This window comes from Pseudomonas sp. SWRI99 (assembly GCF_014270125.1).
Lineage (GTDB): Bacteria > Pseudomonadota > Gammaproteobacteria > Pseudomonadales > Pseudomonadaceae > Aquipseudomonas > Aquipseudomonas hamedanensis.
On sequence record NZ_JABWQR010000025.1, the window covers coordinates 35969 to 58669 of the forward strand.

The 22701-nt window shown below is 60.7% G+C and carries 18 protein-coding genes; 6 read left to right on the forward strand and 12 right to left on the reverse strand.

The window, feature by feature from the left end:
- Nucleotides 1-191 precede the first annotated feature (191 nt).
- From pcaG to pcaR, 7 genes are all read right to left on the reverse strand, one after another.
- Nucleotides 192-758, reverse strand: coding sequence for a protocatechuate 3,4-dioxygenase subunit alpha (pcaG, locus tag HU743_RS19870; protein ID WP_186621114.1), 567 nt, complete (start codon nucleotides 756-758; stop codon nucleotides 192-194).
- Between the two features lies 1 nt (nucleotide 759).
- A complete protein-coding gene (gene pcaH / locus HU743_RS19875; protein WP_186621116.1) occupies nucleotides 760-1464 on the reverse strand; it encodes a protocatechuate 3,4-dioxygenase subunit beta in 705 nt (234 codons plus the stop codon).
- 35 nt (nucleotides 1465-1499) lie between these two features.
- On the reverse strand, nucleotides 1500-2705 hold the full coding sequence (gene pcaF / locus HU743_RS19880; RefSeq protein WP_186650743.1) for a 3-oxoadipyl-CoA thiolase: 1206 nt from the start codon (nucleotides 2703-2705) through the stop codon (nucleotides 1500-1502).
- Nucleotides 2702-3481, reverse strand: coding sequence for a CoA-transferase subunit beta (locus HU743_RS19885; protein WP_186650744.1), 780 nt, complete (start codon nucleotides 3479-3481; stop codon nucleotides 2702-2704). Before HU743_RS19885 ends, pcaF begins: the two co-directional genes overlap by 4 nt.
- Nucleotides 3481-4338 (reverse strand): CoA transferase subunit A, encoded by an 858-nt coding sequence (locus tag HU743_RS19890; RefSeq protein WP_186650746.1) that lies wholly within the window; start codon nucleotides 4336-4338, stop codon nucleotides 3481-3483. The genes HU743_RS19885 and HU743_RS19890 overlap by 1 nt, the downstream gene beginning before the upstream one ends.
- Nucleotides 4339-4616: 278 nt before the next feature.
- Complete coding sequence (locus HU743_RS19895) at nucleotides 4617-5963, reverse strand: MFS transporter (RefSeq protein ID WP_186621122.1); 1347 nt, start codon at nucleotides 5961-5963, stop codon at nucleotides 4617-4619.
- 292 nt (nucleotides 5964-6255) lie between these two features.
- Nucleotides 6256-7098, reverse strand: a complete 843-nt coding sequence (pcaR, locus tag HU743_RS19900; protein ID WP_186552072.1) for a pca regulon transcriptional regulator PcaR — start codon at nucleotides 7096-7098, stop codon at nucleotides 6256-6258.
- Between the two features lie 649 nt (nucleotides 7099-7747).
- On the opposite strand from pcaR, the gene HU743_RS19905 reads away from it, so the two are divergent.
- On the forward strand, nucleotides 7748-7948 hold the full coding sequence (locus HU743_RS19905; RefSeq protein ID WP_008080067.1) for a hypothetical protein: 201 nt from the start codon (nucleotides 7748-7750) through the stop codon (nucleotides 7946-7948).
- 373 nt (nucleotides 7949-8321) lie between these two features.
- Nucleotides 8322-9797, forward strand: a complete 1476-nt coding sequence (locus tag HU743_RS19910; RefSeq protein WP_186552071.1) for an inorganic phosphate transporter — start codon at nucleotides 8322-8324, stop codon at nucleotides 9795-9797.
- A gap of 1150 nt (nucleotides 9798-10947) precedes the next feature.
- On the opposite strand, the gene ccoM is transcribed toward HU743_RS19910, so the two are convergent.
- From ccoM to HU743_RS19920, 3 genes are all read right to left on the reverse strand, one after another.
- Nucleotides 10948-11061 (reverse strand): cytochrome c oxidase subunit CcoM, encoded by a 114-nt coding sequence (ccoM, locus tag HU743_RS27415; RefSeq protein ID WP_016771346.1) that lies wholly within the window; start codon nucleotides 11059-11061, stop codon nucleotides 10948-10950.
- A gap of 145 nt (nucleotides 11062-11206) precedes the next feature.
- Nucleotides 11207-11368 carry a hypothetical protein gene (locus tag HU743_RS19915; RefSeq protein ID WP_185022068.1) on the reverse strand — a complete coding sequence of 54 codons (162 nt, stop codon included), beginning with the start codon at nucleotides 11366-11368 and terminating at the stop codon, nucleotides 11207-11209.
- Between the two features lie 106 nt (nucleotides 11369-11474).
- The gene (locus HU743_RS19920) at nucleotides 11475-11816 is read right to left on the reverse strand and encodes an aspartate-semialdehyde dehydrogenase (RefSeq protein ID WP_085581675.1); all 342 of its coding nucleotides are present in this window, start codon (nucleotides 11814-11816) and stop codon (nucleotides 11475-11477) included.
- 240 nt (nucleotides 11817-12056) lie between these two features.
- Here HU743_RS19920 and rapA point away from each other — a divergent pair, with 240 nt between their 5' ends.
- Entirely contained in the window at nucleotides 12057-14903 is a 2847-nt protein-coding gene (gene rapA / locus HU743_RS19925) for an RNA polymerase-associated protein RapA (RefSeq protein WP_186636760.1), read from the forward strand.
- A 163-nt stretch (nucleotides 14904-15066) separates the two neighbouring features.
- Here the strand turns inward: rapA and HU743_RS19930 are convergent, their stop codons facing one another.
- The gene (locus HU743_RS19930) at nucleotides 15067-16416 is read right to left on the reverse strand and encodes an MFS transporter (RefSeq protein WP_186650748.1); all 1350 of its coding nucleotides are present in this window, start codon (nucleotides 16414-16416) and stop codon (nucleotides 15067-15069) included.
- A gap of 301 nt (nucleotides 16417-16717) precedes the next feature.
- Between HU743_RS19930 and HU743_RS19935 the strand changes: the two genes are divergently transcribed.
- Nucleotides 16718-17086, forward strand: a complete 369-nt coding sequence (locus HU743_RS19935) for a YkgJ family cysteine cluster protein (protein ID WP_186551998.1) — start codon at nucleotides 16718-16720, stop codon at nucleotides 17084-17086.
- 150 nt (nucleotides 17087-17236) lie between these two features.
- Nucleotides 17237-19519, forward strand: coding sequence for a bifunctional diguanylate cyclase/phosphodiesterase (locus HU743_RS19940; RefSeq protein ID WP_186650750.1), 2283 nt, complete (start codon nucleotides 17237-17239; stop codon nucleotides 19517-19519).
- Here the strand turns inward: HU743_RS19940 and HU743_RS19945 are convergent.
- Nucleotides 19410-20306, reverse strand: coding sequence for an NAD(P)-dependent oxidoreductase (locus HU743_RS19945; RefSeq protein WP_186650752.1), 897 nt, complete (start codon nucleotides 20304-20306; stop codon nucleotides 19410-19412). The two genes, HU743_RS19940 and HU743_RS19945, sit on opposite strands and share 110 nt — an antisense overlap.
- Before the next feature lie 193 nt (nucleotides 20307-20499).
- Here HU743_RS19945 and HU743_RS19950 point away from each other — a divergent pair, with 193 nt between their 5' ends.
- Complete coding sequence (locus tag HU743_RS19950) at nucleotides 20500-22698, forward strand: hypothetical protein (protein WP_186650754.1); 2199 nt, start codon at nucleotides 20500-20502, stop codon at nucleotides 22696-22698.
- The last annotated feature ends 3 nt before the right edge of the window (nucleotides 22699-22701 follow it).

Sequence of the window (22701 nt, forward strand, 5' to 3'; positions counted from 1 at the left end):
CAGTCCCGTTCCACAGATACATCCTCTAGGGCGCCGCACACTTGTGGCGAGGGAGCTTGCTCCCGATCGGCTGCGAAGCAGTCGTAAAACCGGTGAACGCGACCCATTTGAATGACCGCGTTCACCGGGTTTGGGCTTGCTGCGCAAGCCAGCGGGAGCAAGCTCCCTCGCCACAGAGTCTGATGCGCACCTTAGTAATCGAAGAACACCGTCTCGGCATCGGTGCCCTGCAGAATCACATTCCACTGGTAAACGCCCGAAGCATCCGCTTTGGCCAGCAAGGTCTGGCGACGTTCTGCCGGCACGCATTCCAGCAACGGGTCATCCACGTTCGCCGGCTCACCCTCAAAGTAGATCCGCGTCAGCAGGTGCTTGACCAGGCCCCGGGCGAACACCAGCACCACCAGATGCGGCGCCTGGGTCGAGCCTTTGAGCCCTTGCACAGTGCCGGGTTTGATCGTGGTGAAACGGAAGCGCCCTTCGGCGTCCACAGGGATCCGGCCAAAACCTTCGAAATTCGGGTCGAGCGGTTTGTCTTGCTGATCTTCCGGGTGGTCGTATTTGCCGGCGGCGTTGGCCTGCCAGACTTCAAGCATGGCGTCGCTGACGATATCGCCGTTGCCGTCCACCACCTGGCCGGTGATCGCCACGCGCTCGCCCAGGGTCAGCTCGTTGGCGAGGGCTTCGCGATTCAGCCAGGTCAGGCCGATGTGGTAATACGGCCCGACGGTGTGGGAGGTAGTCGCAGTCAGGGTCATCTTATTTCTCCATCGGCGTGGCATCACGGCCGCGCAGCACGATGTCCCAGCGGTAACCGAGGGCGTAGGACGGAATGGTTTTTTCCAAATCGAAACTGGCGATCAGGCGTTCCTTGGCCGAAGTGTCCGGCACGCAGTTGTAGATTGGGTCATAGGCCAGCAACGGATCACCGGGGAAATACATTTGCGTGACCAGACGCGTGAGGATGCTCGGCCCGAACAGGGAAAAATGGATGTGCGCCGGGCGCCACGCATTGTGGTGATTGCCCCACGGATAGGCGCCGGGCTTGATGGTCTGGAACTGATACCAGCCGTCGGCATCGGTAACGGTTCGGCCGGTGCCGGTAAAATTCGGGTCCAGCGGCGCGTCGTGCAGATCGCGCGCGTGGTTGTAGCGGCCGGCGGCGTTCGCCTGCCAGATCTCCACCAGAATACCCGGCACCGGCAGACCGTTTTCGTCGAGTACGCGGCCATGAATAATGATGCGCTCGCCCAACGGCTCACCGTCGTGCTGGGCGGTCAGGTCGTTGTCCTTCTCGGCGACGTGCTCGGCGCCAATGGTCGGCCCGGTGATTTCCGAGAGTGAATGAGGCAGATACACCAAAGGCTTGGACGGCGAGCGCAGGTTGGTGGATTGATAGGTCGGGTGCAGGTAGTCAGGCTGAGTGCCTGCCTGTGGGCGACGGTAACCAGGCTTGTCAGTCATTTCGCTTTCCTCTGTTCTTATAGTGTCGCAGCGCGTCAGACGCGTTCGATGGCCAGGGCCAGACCTTGGCCGACACCGACGCACATGGTCGCCAGACCTTTCTTGCCACCGGTTTTTTCCAGATGATGCAGGGCTGTCAGCACCAGCCGCGCCCCGCTCATGCCCAGCGGGTGGCCCAAGGCAATCGCGCCACCGTTCGGGTTGACCTGTGGCGCATCGTCGGCCAGACCCAACTCGCGCAACACCGCCAGACCCTGGCTGGCAAACGCCTCGTTGAGTTCGATCACGTCGAAATCGCTGACCGCCACGCCAAGGCGTTCGGTCAACTTGCGCACCGCCGGCACCGGGCCGATGCCCATCACCCGCGGCGCCACACCGGCGCTGGCCATGCCGAGCACTTTGGCACGGGCGGTCAGGCCGTGTTTTTTTACTGCTTCGGCCGACGCCAGAATCAGTGCAGCAGCACCATCGTTGACCCCGGAAGCGTTGCCGGCGGTGACGGTTTTGTCGGCGCCGTTGACCGGTTTCAGTTTGCTCAGCGCTTCAAGGGTGGTGTCAGCGCGCGGATGTTCGTCCTGGCTGACCACGGTTTCGCCTTTCTTATGCGCGATGCGCACTTCAACGATTTCTTCAGCGAAGTAGCCAGCGGCCTGGGCGGCGGCGGTACGCTGCTGACTGCGCAGGGCAAAGGCGTCCTGATCCTCGCGTGATACCTGGTAGTCGTCGGCGACGTTGTCAGCGGTTTGCGGCATGGCATCGACGCCGTACTGCGCCTTCATCAGCGGATTGATGAAACGCCAGCCGATGGTGGTGTCTTCCAGTTTCATGTTGCGCGAAAACGCCGCATCGGCCTTGCCCATCACGAACGGCGCGCGGGACATCGACTCGACGCCGCCGGCAATCGCCAGCTCCATCTCGCCGCTGGCGATGGCGCGAAACGCCGTGCCGATCGCATCCATGCCCGAAGCGCAGAGGCGATTGAGGGTCACACCCGGCACACTGGCAGGCAGGCCGGCGAGCAACAGCGCCATTCGCGCAACGTTGCGGTTATCTTCACCGGCCTGATTGGCGCAGCCAAGAAAGACTTCGTCGATGGCCGTCCAGTCCACCGATGGATTACGTTCCATCAGCGCCTTGATCGGCACGGCGGCCAAATCGTCGGCGCGCACGGCGGACAGTCCGCCGCCGAAACGGCCGATGGGGGTGCGAATCGCGTCGCAGATATACACGTCACGCATCATGCTTCTCCCGGTGCCTGACCGTGGGCGGCAGCGGTACGCGCTTCAAGATCACGCAGCGCTGTCAGCTCGACTTCGGTCGGCTCAGCGGTGGTTTCAACCGTGTCGGCAAAGCGAATCGCCCAACCGGTGGCGGCCACCACGTGCTCACGGGTCACGCCCGGATGCAGCGCAGTGACGACAAATTCGTGAGTGCCCTCCTCCGGCTCCATGATGCACAGGTCGGTGATAATCCCCACCGGACCGGCGCCCGGCAGGCTCAGACGCTTGCGCGAATCGCCGCCCTCGCCATGACCGACCGAGGTGATGAAATCGAGTTTGTCGACAAACGAACGCGCCGACTGTTTGAGGATGATCAACACGCTTTTCGCCGAACCGGCAATCTCCGGCGCGCCACCGGCGCCCGGCAGGCGTACTTTCGGCGCGTGATAGTCGCCGACCACGGTGGTGTTGATGTTGCCAAAACGGTCAACCTGCGCGGCGCCGAGAAAACCGACGTCGATGCGCCCGCCCTGCAGCCAGTAGCGAAAAATCTCACCGGTCGGCACCACGGTGTCGGCGGTCTCGGCCAGCTCGCCGTCACCGATGGACAGCGGCAGTACGCTCGGCTTGGCGCCAATCGGGCCGGATTCGTAGATCAACACCACGTCCGGCGACGAGGTCAGTCGCGCAAGGTTGGCAGCTTTCGAGGGCAGGCCGATGCCGACGAAGCACACCGAGCCGTTTTTCAGGCGGCGGGCCGCAGCGACGGTCATCATTTCGTTGGTGGTATAAGTCATTACTTGGCCTCCGAGGCAGCGGCCAACTTGGCCTGGAACTCGCTGAAGTCAGCGCAGCCATGGATGTATTCGTTGATCCACGCAGTAAACGTCTCACGGTCGCGAGCGATCGGGTCCCACGCCTGATAAAACCGATTGTCACGCTCGGTGTAACCGTGGGCGTAGGACGGATGCGCGCCGCCCGGCACGTGGCAAACTGCGCTCAGCGCCCAGGTCGGCAGCACACATGCGTTCATCGGTGAGTTGAGGTCGTCAACGATTTCCTCAACCGTGACGATGCAGCGCTTGGCCGCCAGCGCGGCTTCTTTCTGCACGCCGAGAATGCCCCAGAGCAGCACGTTGCCTTTGCGGTCGGCTTTCTGCGCATGAATCACCGTGACGTCCGGGCGCACCGACGGCACCGCCGCCAGCACTTCGCCAGTGAACGGGCAGGTCACGGTTTTGATCAGCGGATTGACCTTCGGCAGATCAGAGCCGGCATAAGCACGCAGTACCGCGAACGGCAGGCCGGAAGCGCCGGCGACGTAGGCGTTGGCGAGGTCGGCGTGGCTGTGTTCTTCGATTTCCAGCGGCTGCGGCCATTGCTTCTCGACCGCGTCGCGCAGACGGTGCAGCGAACCCACGCCGGGGTTGCCGCCCCAGGAGAAAATCAATTTGCGCGCGCACCCGGCGCCGATCAGTTGGTCGTAAATCAGGTCAGGCGTCATCCGCACCAGGGTCAGATCTTTCTTGCCTTGACGAATGATTTCATGACCCGCTGCCGTAGGGATCAGGTGAGTAAAGCCTTCGAGGGCGACGGTGTCGCCGTCGTTGACGAATTGCTTCACCGCGTCGTGCAGCGAAAGGATCTCAGCCATGGAGCGGGCTCCCGTTTTGGTATTGAATCGCCAGTGATAAAAAGGCGCGAGGTTCAGCGCCGGAGTCACTGAAGATTAAGCGCGGGAAATTGGCCAAACAATCCGATAATCGACTGAGTGTTCGTTTATCGAACGGATTGTTGTTCCCCTAACAATGATCGTTCCCACGCTCCGCGTGGGAATGCAGCCCGGGACGCTCCGCGTCCCTGAAGAGCCGAACGCAGAGCGTCCGTTGAGGCATTCCCACGCAGAGCGTGGGAACGATCATGCTGGGGGATTCAGGTGGCATCCGCATGACTGACCATGCCCTTGACCAACACCGCCGCCGTCGCCAAACCGGCCGGGATCACCAAAGCCGTCAGCACCTGCTCGAAATTCCAGCCCAGACCCAACAGGGTCGCGCCCATCCACGCCCCGAGAATCGCGCCGAAGCGGCCTATCCCAAGCATCCACGACACCCCGGTCGCCCGCCCCTGGGTCGGATAAAACCGCGCCGCCAGCGACGGCATCGCCGATTGCGCACCGTTGACGCACATGCCCGCCACCAGCACCAGGGTCGCCAACAGCGTGATGTTGCCCAGGCTCTGCCCCACGGCGTAGGCAAACACCCCGGCCAGCAGGTAGAAAATGCCGATGACCTTGTGCGGATTGAAGCGATCCATTGCCCAGCCCACCGCGACCGCGCTCAATACGCCGCCGAACTGAAACAGCGCTCCGATGAACGCGGACTGTTCCATGCTGGCGCCACTGTCGCGCATCAGCGTAGGCAGCCAACTGGTCAGCAGGTACACGATCACCAGGCCCATGAAATAGGTCAGCCACAACAGCAAGGTGCCGGCGCTGTAAGTACCGGAGAAGATCACTGCGAAGACGTTGCGCGCCTTCACGGTTTGCTGTTCCGGCACGCTGAAACTGGAGGCTTGGGCGACCACAAGCGGATCAATGGGCGCCAGGGTCTTGCGCACTTTATCGGTGCCGCGGTTGCGCACGACCAGATAGCGCGCCGACTCCGGCAGCCAGAACAGCAGCACCACTGCGAGCATCAGTGGTAGCACCCCGCCGATCAGTAACAGGCTGTGCCAGCCGAACGCTGGAATCAGCTTCGCCGAGATGAACCCGCCGCCGGCCATGCCCAGGTTGAAGCCGCAGAACATGCTGGTCACCAGCAGGGATTTCTTGCGCTCCGGGGTGTATTCCGACAACAGCGTTGTTGCGTTGGGCATCCCCGCTCCGAGGCCAAGGCCGGTCAGAAAGCGCAGCACCAGTAATTGTTCGACGTTGGTGCTGTACGCCGACGCCAGGCTGAAGGCGCCGAACAGCACCACCGCGCCGACGAGCACCACTTTGCGCCCGAAGCGGTCAGCCAGCGGGCCGGAACCGAGAGCACCGAAGACCATGCCGATCAGCGCGGCACTCATCACCGGTCCCAAACTGGCACGGTCAATGCCCCAGTCCTGCGACAGCGCCGGGGCAATAAAGCCCATCGCCGCGGTATCGAGTCCATCGAGAAACACAATCAGAAAACACAGAATCACCACCCGCCACTGATAGCGCGAGATCGGTTGGGCGTTGATAAAGGTCTGCACGTCGAGGCAGTTACCCACAGCGGACTGAGGCTGGTTCATTATTTTTATTCCACGCAAAAAACGCAGTCGAACGGCGGCCGGCCGAAGCCCGGCACGGTCACAAGAATAGAAGGTTGCGGTCAGGCGTTGCGCTGTAGCCGGCAACAGGGCGCAGAGCAGAGACAGTCGGGGAGAATGCGCATGGTGGTGCCTCTTGTCATTATTATCGGGGTCGGCAGTCCGGGCTGACACGGGCGGTCAACGCCGGATGACGCTGCCGCGACATTAATGATCCGAGGGTTTTAGCGTCAATTCGATAAACGCAACACTGTGCGTTTATCGAACAGCTTCATCAGGCGAACAACTGCGCGCTGAGGTCGCGACTGGCGCTCAACAGGCCCGGCAGAAAGCGCTGCTCCAGTTCGGTACGACTGACCCGGCCGGCATGGGTACTGACGTTGAGCGCCGCGACCACTTGCCCCGAGGCATCGTAGACGGGCACGGCAATCGAGCGCAGGCCCTGTTCCAGCTCCTGATCGACGATGCACCAGCCTTGCTGCCGCACTTGCTGCAGGCATTCGAGCAAGGCATCGGGGGTATGAATCGTGCGGCTGGTCTTGGCGACGAGTTCAGCGTGCTCGAGGTATTCACCGAGCGAAGTATCGTCCAGCGCCGCCAGCAGGATCCGCCCCATCGACGTGCAATAGGCCGGCAGGCGTCCGCCCACCGACAGGTCCACCGAAATCAGACGCTGGGTGGTCGCCGAACGGGCGATATAGAGAATGTCGTCGCCCTCAAGCGTGGCCATGTTGCAGGCTTCGTGCAGTTGCTCGCTCATGCGGTCGAGGTAGGGCTGGGCAGACACCGCCAGCGGCGTTGACGACAGATACGCGTGGCCGAGGGTCAGCACCTTGGGCAGCAATGAATAAGTGCGACCGTCGGTGGTGGCGTAACCGAGCTTGATCAGCGTGTGCAGGCAACGGCGCACGGCGGCGCGGGGAATTTCCGTGCGATGGCTGATCTGCGCGATGGTCAGGTGACGCTTGCGCTCCTGAAACGCCTGAACAACCGCCAGTCCCCGTGCCAGCGAGGTCATGAAATCAGGATCGCCGGTCAGGGCCTGAATGCGTTTGGCTGGCGAGGCCACAATCGGCGGCGCCACGGAGGTGAAGGAGTTGCGCATTTGATCGTTCATTTCTTGTCCCTATACCCGGCGCGGATCAATGGCCATACAAACGGCTCACAGACCGATGCGCAAGCCTTGAGCCGCCAACATTGGGCGATTATCGAACCGCCGACCGATAATCGCAATCGCCCGTAGCGGGCCCAAGCCGCCGATCAGGGCGCTTGTGTAACTTCAATGAGAAAACGGATGTTGGACTTAGTTGCTCGACTAAATGGCGCCAAAAACTGATCGCTGTCCTCTAACAGTTTGTTAGCGTTTCAACTCGCCGTAAAACTTGCGAGTAACAAAACAATCACACATCCAGAACCGTTTTTAACTTGGCAAAGATAGTCATTCCTGAATCGACCGCTATAATGCACCTCAGTGCAACCACGCCTTACTGTGCGGTTGCCACCCGCTGAGGCGATCTCAATCGCCGTCGGCCCCGGCCAGCGCCTGGCACTCTTGATCATCACAACGCCAACGCTCGCCGAAACTGGAAGCTGATGCTGCGTCAGTTTTAATCTGGTGTCGTAGCCGCCTGTAACACGGAAGTCTTGATCGCCCCGCCGATTGCCCCAATGCCTGTTCAGGTGTCGGGAGTTCGTCGAGGCCGCTCAAATCAATTCGTTGCAGCGCGTATCACCGGACCTTTATCCCAACTCATACAGGTAGCACTGTGACGAAAGACGAACTGCGCGCGGAACTTGAGCGCCAGGAACAACGTTACAAGGAAGTTTACGGCGGGGAAGTCACCACCTACGCCGCTCAGCCCGAACCGGAACGCAAGGCCTGGCGTAAACGCCCCACCGTTCAGGATCAGGTCTTCAAGCAGGAAATCGAAAAGATCGAAAAGGAACTCAAAGCCGAAGAGCCTTGAAGCAGGCTTTTTGCATCTTTCGAAGGTTGGCGTCCACACCCGCTACAAGCGCGGTGCAACGACGATGCCTTGCGCGCCCGCTACCCGCGGGCAGCGGCAATCTCTGCACAGCGCAGACTGAAAGCGACCGTCCTACAGGTTTCAGAGATATTTCAGACAAGCGTTTGAGGCGTCAGCGCACCTGAAAAAACCTCATAAAAAACATTTTTTCTCTTTTCTATCAATTAGTTAGAAAACCATGCAGCGCCCTTGGCTTTAACGCCCTGCAACAAATTAAATTGAAGAAGAGTGTGACCGATGAGCAGACAGGGCATCGATTTCCACTCTTTTCTGGCATAATCGCGCCCCCTTACGACCGGGTCAGAAAACCTTCATGATCGATTTATTCAGCGGACTGGATGCTTGGGTGCTTGTGAGCCTCTTGCTCGCCCTGACGTTTGTCCTCGCCTTCGAGTTCATCAATGGATTTCATGACACCGCTAACGCGGTAGCCACTGTTATCTACACCAAAGCCATGCCGCCGCACCTGGCGGTGTTCTTCTCCGGTGTGTTCAATTTCCTCGGCGTGTTGCTGGGCGGAGTTGGCGTGGCGTATGCCATTGTCCATCTGCTGCCGGTTGAGCTGCTGATCAATGTGAACACCGGTCATGGTCTGGCGATGGTGTTCTCGTTGCTCGCCGCGGCAATCGCCTGGAACCTGGGCACCTGGTACTTCGGTATCCCGGCTTCCAGCTCGCACACACTGATCGGCTCGATCCTCGGTGTCGGCCTGGCCAACGCCCTGATCAACGACATCCCGCTGGCCGACGGTGTGAACTGGCGCAAGGCAATGGATATCGGCGCCTCGCTGGTGTTCTCGCCAATGGCCGGCTTCTTGATCGCCGCGCTGGTGCTGATCGGCCTGAAATGGTGGCGCCCGCTGTCGAAGATGCACAAGACGCCGGAACAGCGCCGCAAGATCGACGACAAAAAGCACCCACCGTTCTGGAACCGCCTGGTCCTGGTCATCTCGGCCATGGCCGTGAGCTTCGTGCACGGCTCCAACGATGGCCAGAAAGGCATCGGCCTGATCATGCTCGTGCTGATCGGTATCGTGCCTGCGCAGTTCGTCCTCGACCTGAACAGCACCACCTACCAGATCGAACGCACCCGCGATGCGACCCTGCACCTGAGCCAGTTCTACCAGCGCAACGCCGATTCGCTGGGTGAGTTCCTGGCCCTGGGCAAGAGCGTGGAAGGCGACCTGCCGGAGAAATTCCGCTGCAATCCGCAGCAGACCGAACCGACCATTTCCGCCCTGCTGCACACCCTTAAAGGCGTAGCGGACTACCATTCGCTGTCGTCGGAAAGCCGCATCGAAGTGCGTCGCTACCTGCTCTGCCTGGATGACACGGCGAAGAAAGTCGGCAAGTTGCCTGGCCTGGAAGCCCGTGAAAAGGCTGACCTGGACAAGCTGCGCAAAGACCTGACCACCACCACCGAATACGCACCGTTCTGGGTGATTCTGGCGGTCGCCCTGGCATTGGGCCTGGGCACCATGGTTGGCTGGAAGCGCGTGGTGCTGACGATCGGCGAGAAGATCGGCAAGCAGGGCATGACCTATTCACAGGGCATGTCGGCGCAGATCACCACCGCCAGTTTGATTGGCATGGCCAACATTTTCAGCCTGCCGGTTTCGACCACTCACGTGTTGTCTTCGGGTGTGGCCGGGACCATGGTTGCCAATAAGAGCGGCCTGCAAGGTGGTACGGTGAAGACTATTCTGCTGGCTTGGGTGTTGACCCTGCCAGCGACTGTGGCGCTGTCGGCTGGGTTGTTTTGGCTGGCTTCGAAGGCTTTGGGTAGTTGATCGATTGCTGTTGTTGAAAGAGGCGCGATTCTTGGGATCGCGCCTTTTTTTTGGTTTTCAGGGTGTGTGTGTATATCCGTTGCTGCGGTAACGGCTTCTTATGGTTTCGCTCTTACAGCGAGTCACCTTTTCCAAACGCCGAAAAGGTAACCCAAAAGGCTTTGCCCCGGCGTACGGCCCGCTCGCTGGGGCTCGGGGTTCCTTCGTTACGGGATCGATCCGGGCGCAGCGTCTCCGGTTTGCTTCGCTGCACCTCCTCCCGCTGTGTACGACTGCGTCGTACGGTCGCTGCGCTCCCACGCCCGGATCGATCCCCTAACGAAGCCTGCCGAAGGGGCTAAAGGTCAAAAGCCAGAGCAAAAGCAGAAGCAGAAGCCAGATCAAAAGATCGCAGCCTTCGGCAGCTCCTACAGTTGGATCGCGTGAATTTGATAGAAATTGGCCGGCCACCAGGCCGCCTTCGCGAGCAGGCTCGCTCCTACATTTGGAATGCATACACCAGTGAGAGACAGGTCGGCTGTCAGGCCGCCATCGCGAGCAGGCTCACTCCTACATTTGGGATGCATACACCAGTGAGAGACAGGTCGGCTGTCAGACCGCCTTCGCGAGCAGGCTCGCTCCTACATTTGGAATGCATACACCAGTGAGAGACAGGTCGGCTGTCAGGCCGCCTTCGCGAGCAGGCTCGCTCCCACAGAAAAGCAAAGCAGCACAGCTGCCCGCGGCAAAGCCGCCCCACTCAACAATGAGCGTTAGCTCGAGTGCTTTTGATCCACGGGCGACTTCGGAAGGCTGAGTGGAGGGATTGATCCGGGCGTGGGAGCGCAGCGACCGTACGACGCAGTCGTACACAGCGGGAGGAGGTGCAGCGAAGCAAACCGGAGACGCTGCGCCCGGATCGATCCCGCAGCGAAGGAACCCGAGCCTGCGAGGGCCGAACGCAGGAGCAAAGCCTTTTCGGTTACCTTTTTGGCGTTTGAAAAAGGTGACTCGCCGTAAGGGCGAAACCGCCAGCCGCAGCACCGCAAAAAACGGATATTCACCCCAAACCCCAAGAGCATGGTCGGCCCAAAGGCCGCCACGGCCCCAAAAAAAAGGGGCAACCGAAGTCGCCCCAAAATGCCTTGCGTGCTCATCAATCCAGAAGCAATCACTTGCGCCGCTTATGCGCATCCTTCCAGATAAAAAATCCAAACCCTGCAAAAAACAGAACCATGAGGCCTACAGTCAACACCCCGGCAAACACCACGTTATCGAAAAACATGACTGGCCTCCTAGCCCCTGCTTTGCTGCGATGGGGCCAAGTTAGCAAACACACAGGCGCACACATTGACCGGGATCAATATCCGCAACGAAGGGAAACAAAGGAGGGGAAACAACTGACCTGCATCAATGGATGCAGGGGCAGATCAGCGCTTTTTCGGCTTGTTCTTCGACTTTTTCCTGGCTTTTCCCAACGGCATCGCCTGCTCGAAGGCCTTGCGCACTTCGTTCAGCCGCTTCTCGTTGAGGTCGTGCACCCGCTTGGCGCGTTCGGTGCTCAGATCAATCAGTTTGTCGTCTTGGCTCATGGCATCCGGCACATCGCAAAAGAGATCACAACTGCCGATCACCCGGCAGCACTGCGCCAATCATGCCGCCTGACGCCCGCGCTGACCAGCCACCCGTGGCAGGCCGTCAAATCTCGATATCGACCCACAACCCCTGACGTGGCTGATCTTCCATCAGCGGCACCACCGGCACGGTGTTGTCAGCGTTCAACTCGGTGCCGGGCACGGCCAGGTGTTCTTCGGGGTCTTCATCCGCCTCACGACGACGGCGATCACGCTCCTGCTGGCGGCGCTGTTCCTCGCGCAGCAACAGTCCATCCTCTTCGGGATCGCGCTTTTGCAGATCGATCGTGCTTTCATTGGAGCTCTCCTGCACCGGCACCACTGGCGGGATGTCCGGCCGCTGGCGGATCGGATCCTGCTGGGAGGTGATCGGCACAGCGCTCAAGGGCAGCATCGGTGGCAACATATAAAGGGTCTCCTGTGTGCAGGCTATCGGCTGGGGTGCAGGCGCCTTGAGCCGCCTGTCGCAAACTTGTGACCCGGTTGACACTGACTGGTGCCCTGCCGCTTTAAAAAAGCGACACATGACGCCTCGGTTTCAGCTTGCAGCTCGAAGCTAAAAGCTTGCCGCTGCTCCTATTCCTTTGGCCCTGAAGCCCGCATTCCGTTAAGATAGCCCGCTTTTTCAAGGTGGGAGTCAGGCAGCATGGCGCAGCAGTATCAACCGGGGCAACGCTGGATCAGTGACAGCGAAGCAGAGCTTGGTTTAGGCACCGTTCTGGCACAGGACGGCCGCTTGTTGACCGTGCTTTACCCGGCCACTGGCGAAACCCGCCAGTACGCGCTACGGAATGCGCCCCTGACCCGCGTGCGGTTCTCGCCCGGCGACAGCATTACTCATTTCGAAGGCTGGAAGATGACCGTGCAGCAAGTCGACGACGTCGACGGACTGATGGTTTATCACGGCCTCAACGCCCAGAACGAAGCCGTTACCCTGCCGGAAACCCAGCTGTCGAACTTCATTCAGTTCCGTCTGGCCAGCGACCGTCTGTTCGCCGGACAGATCGACCCACTGCCGTGGTTTTCCCTGCGCTACAACACCCTTGAACACACCAGCCGCCAGTTGCAGTCCTCGCTGTGGGGCCTGGGCGGCGTGCGTGCGCAACCGATCGCGCACCAGTTGCACATTGCCCGCGAAGTCGCCGACCGCATTGCGCCGCGGGTACTGCTGGCGGACGAAGTAGGCTTGGGGAAAACCATCGAAGCCGGTCTGGTGATCCATCGCCAACTGCTTTCGGGCCGCGCCAACCGCGTGCTGATCCTGGTGCCGGAAAACCTCCAGCACCAGTGGCTGGTGGAAATGCGCCGCCGCTTCAATCTGCAAGTCGCGCTGTTCGACGAAGAACGCTTCATCGAAAGCGATGCCACCAACCCGTTCGAAGACACGCAACTGGCGCTGGTCGCGCTGGAATGGCTGGTCGACGATGAGAAGGCCCAGGACGCGCTGTTCGCCGCCGGCTGGGATCTGCTGGTGGTCGACGAAGCGCATCACCTGGTCTGGCACGAAGAGAAAGCCAGCGCGGAATATTCGCTGGTCGAACAACTGGCTGAAGTGATCCCGGGCGTGCTGCTGCTCACCGCCACCCCGGAGCAACTGGGTCAGGACAGCCACTTCGCCCGTCTGCGCCTGCTTGACCCGAACCGTTTCCATGACCTGGCCGCCTTCCGCGCCGAGAGCGACAACTATCGCCCGGTGGCCGAGGCCGTTCAGGAGCTGCTCGACAAGGGCCGTCTCTCGGCCGAAGCGCACAAGACCATTCACGGTTTCCTCGGCAACGAAGGCGAAGCCCTGCTGACCGCCGTCAACGATGGCGACACGCAAGCCAGCGCGCGCCTGGTGCGTGAACTGCTCGACCGCCACGGCACCGGCCGCGTGCTGTTCCGCAACACCCGCGCCGCCGTGCAGGGTTTCCCGGAGCGCAAGCTGCACCCGTATCCGCTGCCGTGCCCGGCCGAATACCTCGAACTGCCGCTGGGCGAACACGCCGAGCTGTACCCGGAAGTCAGCTTCCAGGCCCAGCCGGACGCCAGCGAAGAAGAGCGCTGGTGGAAATTCGACCCGCGTGTCGAGTGGCTGATCGATCAGTTGAAAATGCTCAAGCGCACCAAAGTGCTGGTGATCTGCGCCCATGCCGAAACCGCGATGGACCTGGAAGACGCCCTGCGCGTGCGTTCCGGCATCCCGGCCACGGTGTTCCACGAAGGCATGAACATCCTCGAGCGTGACCGCGCCGCCGCCTACTTCGCCGACGAAGAGTTTGGCGCGCAGGTGCTGATCTGCTCGGAAATCGGCAGCGAAGGCCGCAACTTCCAGTTCGCTCACCACCTGGTGCTGTTCGATCTGCCATCGCACCCGGACCTGCTCGAGCAGCGCATTGGTCGCCTCGACCGGATTGGCCAGAAGCACATCATCGAGCTGCACGTGCCGTACCTGGAAACCAGCCCGCAAGCGCGCCTGTTCCAGTGGTATCACGAAGCGCTGAATGCGTTCCTCAACACCTGCCCGACCGGCAACGCCTTGCAGCATCAGTTCGGCCCGCGCCTGCTGCCGCTGCTCGAAGAAGCCGACGACGGCGAGTGGCAAGCGCTGATCGACGAAGCGCGCGCCGAGCGTGAACGCCTGGAAGCCGAGCTGCACACCGGTCGCGACCGTTTGCTGGAACTAAACTCCGGCGGCGCTGGCGAAGGTGAAGCGCTGGTCGAGGCGATCCTCGAGCAGGACGACCAGTTCGCCCTGCCGATCTATATGGAAACCCTGTTCGATGCGTTTGGCATCGACAGCGAAGACCATTCTGAAAACGCCCTGATCCTCAAGCCGAGCGAGAAGATGCTCGACGCCAGTTTCCCGCTGGGCGACGACGAAGGCGTGACCATCACCTACGACCGTAACCAGGCGCTGTCGCGCGAAGACATGCAGTTCATCACCTGGGAACACCCGATGGTGCAGGGCGGCATGGACCTGGTGCTGTCCGGCTCGATGGGCAACACCGCCGTCGCGCTGATCAAGAACAAGGCGCTGAAACCGGGCACCGTGTTGCTGGAACTGCTTTACGTCAGTGAAGTGGTCGCGCCGCGTTCGCTGCAACTGGGCCGCTACTTGCCACCGGCGGCGCTGCGCTGCCTGCTCGATGCCAATGGCAATGACCTGTCGCCACGGGTGTCGTTTGAAACCCTGAACGATCAACTTGAAAGCGTGCCGCGTGCCAGCGCCAACAAGTTCATCCAGGCCCAGCGCGATCAGCTGACGCCACGGATCAACGCCGGTGAAGACAAGATCGCCCCGCGTCACGCCGAGCGCGTGGCCGAAGCGCGTCGTCGCCTGGCCGCCGACACCGACGAAGAACTGGCGCGCCTGACCGCGTTGCAAGCGGTCAACCCGAGCGTACGTGACAGCGAACTGGAAGCGCTGCGTACACAGCGTGAACAGGGTCTGGCGATGCTGGATAAAGCGGCTTTGCGCCTGGAAGCGATTCGGGTGCTGGTGGCGGGTTGATCGCCCCGCCCCACCGTTGAAAAACAAGGAGGCCCGCAGCGATGCGGGCCTTTTTGTAAGTCAGTTATTTATCAGCTGATGCTGATAACCCTATCGCGAGCAGGCTCACTCCTACAGTTGGAAAGCATTCCCCCTGTAGGAGTGAGCCTGCTCGCGATAGCCGTTAAGCAGTCGCCGCCGAAACCTCTGGCTCAACCACCGCCACCAACCCATCCCTCATCCGCTGCGCATCGCGAACAAAACACCGCGAGGCCAGAAACAGAAAGACCATGGTCAAAAACAGCGCCACCGGAATCAGGTACATCGCGTCATGCAGCCCGACAGCCTTGAACGCCTCGGTCATCTGCTCAGCCCCCGCCGACAACATCGCCGTGTGGGCGAAGTGATCCGACAGCCCACCGACCACCACCGGCCCCAGACCACCGCCGAGCAGATACAGCCCGGCGAAGAACAACGCCATCGCCGTGGCACGCAAACGCGGTTCGACCACGTCCTGGATCGCCGTGTACACGCAGGTGTAGAAGTTGTACGCGAACAGCCAGCCAACGCTGAACACTGCGACGAACACGCCGATCTCAATGCGCCCGGCATGCAACGCCCACGCCGTGCACAGCGTCGAGATAATCAGGCTGAACGCGGCAAACAACAGCCGGCCACTGGCGAAACGCTGGTGAATCTTGTCGGCGATCCAGCCGCCGAGGGTCAGACCAACCAGCCCGGTCACGCCAACGATAACCCCGGTCGCCACGGCCGCGTCCTGCAAAGGCATCAGGAAGTAACGTTGCAGCATCGGCACCAGAAACGAGTTGCAGGCGTAGGTGGCGAAGTTGAAACACAGCCCGGCCATCACCAGCCACAGAAAAGTCGGCACGGCGAGTACCCGGCGAATCGGCCTGTCGACCTTCTCTTGCGAGACCTGCACGGCTTCCGCCGCGCCGCGCTTTGGCTCTTTGATGAAAAACATGAAAACGGCGAGGACCAGCCCCGGCACCGCAGCAATGAAAAACGGCGCCCGCCAGCTGTCGAACGCCTTGACCATCGCACCGATGGTGAAGAACGCCAGCAGCAGCCCCAGCGGCAGGCCAAGCATGAAAATGCCCATGGCCCGCGCCCGACGGTGCGCTGGAAACAAGTCGCCGATCAGTGAGTTGGCCGCCGGCGCATAACTGGCCTCGCCAATGCCGATGCCCATGCGCACGATCAAAAAACTCCAGAAACTGCCGACCAGACCGTTGACGGCGGTCAGCGCGCTCCAAGTCGCCAGGCCCCAACCCATCAGCTTGCTGCGCGAACCGGTGTCGGCCATGCGCCCCAGCGGCAGGCCGGCGATGGCGTAAACGACGGTGAACGCGGTACCGATGATACCGAGCTGAAAGTCGCTGAGGTGCCATTCCATGCGGATCGGTTCGATGATGATCGCAGGGATCGTGCGGTCGAAGAAATTGAACAGGTTGGCGAGGAACAGCAGGAACAGAATGCGCCAGGCATTCGCCGCTTGGGTCGAGTTCTGCATGGGTCCGTCTCTTTCTTGTTATGGGGCTTCACTGCCAACGCATCCGAGCCCGGAACCTGCAATCTAGTCAGCCGCGCGAGGGCTGTCTGTCATCATTCGTCAGCCTGATATCGGCCCATCGCACTGTAACGAAACGTAAGCCCTTGATAAGTCTGCAATCCCCCGAAAACCGGGGACTTTGCGGCAAAACCCTGGCACAAAAAAAAAGTTTCGCGCCCCCCTTCCCAAGGCCATGGCAAAGCCTAGAATGGCCGCCGGATCCGTCCGGATCTTCCGATCAATCCCTTTGATACCCCCGCCCATGTCCGAAGCCAGTCCGTGTCTGAATTGCGGTGCCTGCTGTTCCCATTTTCGCGTGTCTTTTTTCTGGGGTGAGTGTTCATCCTCAGGCGGTACGGTTCCCGATGAACTGGTGACCCAAGTCACGCCGAGCCGGGTAGCGATGATCGGCACTGACCGCAAGCCGACGCGCTGCATATCGCTGGCGGGCGAGGTCGGCAGCGCCGTGCAATGCACGATCTATGAACAGCGCTCCAGCCCCTGCCGCGAGTTCGAGGCCTCATGGGAAAACGGCGAACACAACAGCGACTGCGATAAAGCCCGCGCCGCCCACGGCCTGCCACCCTTGCCGCCGCACTGGAATGACCTGCCTCTGGAACGCATTGCCTGACCCTTAGCGCCAATCGCTATGAGGCTAATGTCAAAATCATTCGCGCCAATGTGCCACTACGCCTTGCACCCCAGAAACGGCCTCTATACTCCAGGCATTCGCCGGCGTTGACGAACGCACCGGCCCGATGAATCCGAGACGGGGCACGCTATGGAGTGGCTTGGTTTGCAGTTTGTTACCGAGCTGCCGGAGAGCGGACAGGTCATACTCAACTGCACCCACGATCCCGTGCTGGTGCTGGTGGCGTATCTGGTCGCGTGCGCGGCCAGTTTTGCCACGCTGGACATGGCCGAGCGGGTCGGCCATGCCGAAAACCCGGGCGCGCGACGCGTCTGGCGCTGGATCGGCGGCGCCTGCCTGGCCGGCGGGATCTGGGCCATGCATTTCATTGGCATGCTGGCATTTCAGGCCCCCATCGAGATCCACTACCACCTGCCGACCACCCTGTTTTCCCTGCTGATCGCCCTGCTCGCCTCGGCGCTGGCCATGCACACCCTGAGCGTGGCGCAGCCGAGTCTGGCGCGTTGCCTGAGGACTGCCGTGGTCATCGGCCTGGGGATCGCCAGCATGCATTACGTCGGCATGGCCGCCATGCAATCGAGCGCCACGGCGTATTACCAACCGAGTCTGTTCGGACTGTCGATCGTGATCGCCGTCGGCGCCAGTTTTGCGGCGTTGTGGGTGGCCGGCTACCTGCGTGAAGGCAGCGGCGTGGCGCATCAGGTGCTCAAATACGTCGCCGCGCTGATGCTCGGCGCCGGCATTATCAGCATGCACTTCACCGGCATGGCCGCCTTGCAACTGGTGCTGCCCGACGGCGCCGCACCGACGATGGCCGTGGAAACCAGCCATCTGCAACTGGGCCTGACGGTCGCGTTGATCATCTTGCTGATTCTGGGCAGCGCCATCAGCGCCGCCATGGCCGACAAGAAACTGCAGAACAAGGAACACGACCTGCGCCGGGTCAACGCCCTGCTCAGCCAGCTCGATCAGGCGCGCATGTCGTTGCAGCAAGTAGCCAACTACGACGCGCTGACCAACCTGATCAATCGCCGTGGCTTCAATCAGCTCTTCGCCGAGAAGCTCAGCCAGAAAGCCAGCGAAGGCGGCATGCTGGCGGTGATGTTTCTCGACATCGACCACTTCAAGCGCATCAACGACAGCCTCGGCCACGATGCCGGTGATGCGCTGCTCAAAGTCATCGCCAGTCACATCAAAAGCTCGGTGCGCAGCCAGGAAGACGTGGTCGCGCGGTTCGGCGGTGACGAGTTCTGCATCCTCATCAGCCTGCGTGACCGCGAAGAAGCGCGCAACATGGCCCAGCGCATCATGCTCAAGATGAAAGAGCCCGTTGAACTGGCCGGGCGCCGGATGGTAATGACCACCAGCATCGGCATCAGCCTGTTTCCGCACGATGGCAGTACTTGCGAAGAGTTGCTCAAGCATGCCGACCTCGCGCTCTACCAATCCAAGGGCGCCGGGCGCAACGGTTTGCACTTTTTCAGTCCCAGCCTCAAGACTCGCGCCAGCTTCGAGCTGCAACTGGAAGAGGAATTGCGTAACGCCTTGCGTGAAGATCACGCGCTGATGCTGTATTACCAGCCGATCTTTGAGCTGAAAACCGGCCGCGTCACCAAGCTCGAAGCCTTGATCCGCTGGCAACATCCGACCCACGGCTTGCTGACCCCGGACCGTTTTATCGGCATTGCCGAAAACAACGGCCTGATCGCCGAACTGGACAACTGGGTGCTGCGCCGGGCCTGCAAGGATCTGGGCGAGCTGTCGCGCCATGGCTGCGAAGACCTGAAAATCGCCTGGAACTGCTCACCGTTGAACCTGGCCCGCGAGGAACTGGCCGACGAAATCGAAAGCGCGTTGCGCACTGCCGGCGTCGCGCCGGAGCGGCTGGAACTGGAAGTCACCGAGAACGCCCTGATGGGCAATATCGCCAACACCCTGGTGCTGTTGCGCCAGATCCGCGCCCTCGGCGTGTCGCTGTCGATTGATGACTTCGGCACCGGTTACTCGTCGCTGGCCTACCTTAAACGCCTGCCGCTCAATACGCTGAAGATTGACCGCTCTTTCATCCTCGACATTCCCACCGCCACCGCCGACATGGAAATCGTTCAGGCAATCATCGTCATGGCTCACACCCTGCATTTGCAGGTGGTCACCGAAGGCGTGGAAAGCCTGGAGCAATACGAATTCCTCGAGCGCTCGGGTTGCGATTTCATTCAGGGCTACCTGCTCAGCCGCCCGGTGCCGCTGGATGAATTGCGCCCGGTGCTGGAAGAAATCAATCAGCGCAAGCCTTCACACGCGGTCAATCCGTTGAGTCTGGCGCACGGTACATTCGCACCAATGTCGCTGGATCCTTCGCCAAAAAACCCTGCGCCCCATGCAGGCGCATCAGTTGTGCGGCCAATCCGCTGATCGGTGTGGCCGAGCCTTGCTCGCGAGAGAATTTCACCGCCGTGTCGAGATCCTTGAGCAGTGTGCGCACGTGCCACTTGATCGGCTCAAAACGGCTCTCGGCCATTTGCGGGGCGAGGATTTGCAACGGTTTCGAATCAGCAAAGCCACCGGCCAGCGCCTCGGCGATCAGGCGCGCATCGACGCCTGCCTGTTCAGCCAGCGCCACCACTTCGGCAATCACCAGCGCATTGCAGGCGACGATCATCTGGTTGCAGGCCTTGGTCACCTGGCCGGCACCAATGCCGCCCATGTGCGTGACGCGCTGACCGAGAGTGAGCAACACCGGGCGCACCCGTTCAAGATGCTCCGCCGCACCGCCGACCATGATCGCCAGGCTGCCGGTTTCGGCACCGACCACGCCGCCGGACACCGGCGAATCGAGCCAGTGCATGCCGGTTTTTTCGGCCAGCTCGGCGGCCATTTCCCGGGTCGCGGTCGGTTCGAGGCTGGAAAAATCCACCAGTAACTGAGCTTTTCTCGCCCCTTCAGCGACACCGCCAGCGCCAAACACCACCTCACGGACCACTGCGGTATCGGCCAGACACAGCATGACAATATCGGCGTGCTCGCACAGTTCAGCGGGACTCGCGACTTGACGGGCGCCAGCTTCAACCAGTGGCGCGCATTTGTCCGGGTTGCGATTCCACACGGTCAGCGGGTAACCCGCGGCCAACAACCGTCGGCACATGGGCAAGCCCATCAGGCCGATTCCGGCAAATCCCAACGAAGATAGCGTTGACATCATTTTGCCTCTTTTCCATTAAAGATCGCCGAATAATGGCCGATTCATCAACGATCAGGAAAGGATTCCGCCCAGCGATCACCCCAGGCCAACACCCTGGCGCTCGGGCCTAATTCGCGCAAAAGACGCGAGATCCTATTCCGTGAGGTTCACCGGCACTGGTCGGCGAACCAACCCAGTCCAGGTGCATGGCGCAATGACTTCTAACAACAAGCCCGCCACGGCGGTATCCGATCTGACGCTGAACCCTGCCGCCAACAGCGCTTCACCGTCCAGGCCATCGGTTCCCTCGCGCCCGCTGTCGACCCAGCAATACCTGTATTTCACTGAAACCAACACCGACCGCATCCTCGACAACCTCGACGGCCTGCGCGATTCGGTGTTCCCGCGCCCACCTCACCAGGAAGGCGACAACGAGCAGCACAACGATCAGGAATTTCCGTCGGTGTGCCTGATCGGCCTCGGTCGCTGCGGCTCCAACATCGCCCTGGATGTTGCGGAGCTGGTGTACAACGCGCGCAAGTTCTACCTCAACGAATTCAACAACGAAGACCGCCCGGCGGATCGGCGTCTGGCCGACAAGGGCTACAGCCCGGCGCAGTGGATCAAGAACAACCTGCGCATCGGCACCAGCAAATCGACCAAACCGGTGTTTCTGGTCGAACCGCTGGTGATGCTCGGCGACCTCGACAAGGACATCGCCGGACGCATCCGTTTTTCGCGCAAGGGCGAGAAAAGCGGCTTCCTGCGCGACTACAGCAAAATGAAAATCATGGACTTGTCCGAAGTCCACGCGGGTGGCGCCGGTAACGCGCCGATCCTCGGCCAGTACCTGGCGAAGATCATCCTTAATAAGGACACCCAGCGTTTCTCCAGCCCCGACTGGAAAATGATCCACTCGTACCTGATCGACAGCTGCGGCATCAAAGCCAACCAGTCACGCCTGTACTTTTCGATTTTCAGTGCCGGCGGCGGTACCGGTTCGGGCATGGCCTCCGAGTTCGGCCTGGCCCAGCAGCACTCGTACATGAACAAGACGTTCGACACCAAGCCGATGGATGAACACGACGGCAAGAGCGGCCATTCGTTTGTGTTCGAACCGATCTTCACCAGCGGCATCTGCGTGCTGCCGAACATTTCTGACCACCGCAGCGAAATGTCCGAGGCGCTGCACATCAACGCCGGGCGTTTGCTGTGCAAATACCTTTCGGAGGAATGGGACTTCTCCTACAACTTCGCCAACGAAGACAGCAGCGAAGCCAGCGTCATGGGCCGTATCCGCCCGTGGAACGCGATGATGCTGATCTCCAACGACATCATGCGTTACGCCGAAGAAAGCGATGACGGCAACATCCAGAACATTGATGTCAATGCGATGGAGAAGCACGCCAACCAGTACATCTCGCAGCAGATCTTCAACATTCTCACGGCGCAGGCGGTTACCACCGACTACGACCAGAACTACTTCCGCCGCGCAGGCATCGACATCGGCGAGACCATTCGCCTGGATGCCAACGATTTGTTCATGAGCCTGGCCGGCCCGGTGGCGATTGCCTACGCCGAATCGGTGGTGCCGGAAACGCCGCCGCCGAGCAGCGACAAGTTCAAGGTCTTCGATAAAGAGCCACAGCGTCTGAACATCGATGACCTGTTCTTCCGCTCGATCGACTTGCCGCACTTCAACAAAGTCACCCAGGCCATCGAAGGCATCAGTTTGTTGCCGATCGAATCCAAGCGTTATCGCGCCTCGCTGGAGCAATACAAGAATTCCGGCTACGACGCCGCCGCGCTGCACGACCTGCACTTCTTCAAGAACTGCTCGTCGGTGGTCTCGATCGTCTCACTGCCGAAAGACTACAAGTTGTCGTACATGGACCTGAACCGGTTGAAAACCCACCTCAACAGCCTGTTCCCCAACACCACGCTCAAGCGTTACGCGCTGGTGATCGGCGCTTCGGCCAACCTGTCGCTGACCACCCTGATCGCCAAGAGCCCGTGCCTGTCGGACGACTTCCTGACCCTGATCGTGGCGTTCATCAAGCGCTGCTTCGCGAAGAATCCGTACCGCTTCGACGAGACACTGGACAACTCGATTCTCGACTTCATCGTTCAAGAAGATTTTGACGAAGACCGCATCGACGAATTGCTCAACGAATTCGAAAACCCGGCGAAGATCCTCGACACCAACTGGTACGCGATCAAACCGATGTACGAGAAGAAATACCGCGAGCTGATCAACGACAAAGACAAGTTTGTCTCGATCAACGACATTCGTTTGTCGCGCGATTGCGTGAAGAAGTCGATCAAGTACCTGCGCGAGATCTACCGTCACCGGATTGGCAAGACCAAGGTTATTTCGCTGAATAACCATACCGGCAAGACGTTCTCGGTCTGATCG

Bases quoted from the DNA above. Each gene is read 5' to 3' on its own strand.
- pcaG (WP_186621114.1), bottom strand. From the start codon at position 758: ATGACCCTGACTGCGACTACCTCCCACACCGTCGGGCCGTATTACCAC.
- pcaH (WP_186621116.1), bottom strand. From the start codon at position 1,464: ATGACTGACAAGCCTGGTTACCGTCGCCCACAGGCAGGCACTCAGCCT.
- pcaF (WP_186650743.1), bottom strand. From the start codon at position 2,705: ATGATGCGTGACGTGTATATCTGCGACGCGATTCGCACCCCCATCGGC.
- HU743_RS19885 (WP_186650744.1), bottom strand. From the start codon at position 3,481: ATGACTTATACCACCAACGAAATGATGACCGTCGCTGCGGCCCGCCGC.
- HU743_RS19890 (WP_186650746.1), bottom strand. From the start codon at position 4,338: ATGGCTGAGATCCTTTCGCTGCACGACGCGGTGAAGCAATTCGTCAAC.
- HU743_RS19895 (WP_186621122.1), bottom strand. From the start codon at position 5,963: ATGAACCAGCCTCAGTCCGCTGTGGGTAACTGCCTCGACGTGCAGACC.
- pcaR (WP_186552072.1), bottom strand. From the start codon at position 7,098: ATGAACGATCAAATGCGCAACTCCTTCACCTCCGTGGCGCCGCCGATT.
- HU743_RS19910 (WP_186552071.1), top strand. From the start codon at position 8,322: ATGATCGATTTATTCAGCGGACTGGATGCTTGGGTGCTTGTGAGCCTC.
- ccoM (WP_016771346.1), bottom strand. From the start codon at position 11,061: ATGTTTTTCGATAACGTGGTGTTTGCCGGGGTGTTGACTGTAGGCCTC.
- HU743_RS19915 (WP_185022068.1), bottom strand. From the start codon at position 11,368: ATGAGCCAAGACGACAAACTGATTGATCTGAGCACCGAACGCGCCAAG.
- HU743_RS19920 (WP_085581675.1), bottom strand. From the start codon at position 11,816: ATGTTGCCACCGATGCTGCCCTTGAGCGCTGTGCCGATCACCTCCCAG.
- rapA (WP_186636760.1), top strand. From the start codon at position 12,057: ATGGCGCAGCAGTATCAACCGGGGCAACGCTGGATCAGTGACAGCGAA.
- HU743_RS19930 (WP_186650748.1), bottom strand. From the start codon at position 16,416: ATGCAGAACTCGACCCAAGCGGCGAATGCCTGGCGCATTCTGTTCCTG.
- HU743_RS19935 (WP_186551998.1), top strand. From the start codon at position 16,718: ATGTCCGAAGCCAGTCCGTGTCTGAATTGCGGTGCCTGCTGTTCCCAT.
- HU743_RS19940 (WP_186650750.1), top strand. From the start codon at position 17,237: ATGGAGTGGCTTGGTTTGCAGTTTGTTACCGAGCTGCCGGAGAGCGGA.
- HU743_RS19945 (WP_186650752.1), bottom strand. From the start codon at position 20,306: ATGATGTCAACGCTATCTTCGTTGGGATTTGCCGGAATCGGCCTGATG.
- HU743_RS19950 (WP_186650754.1), top strand. From the start codon at position 20,500: ATGACTTCTAACAACAAGCCCGCCACGGCGGTATCCGATCTGACGCTG.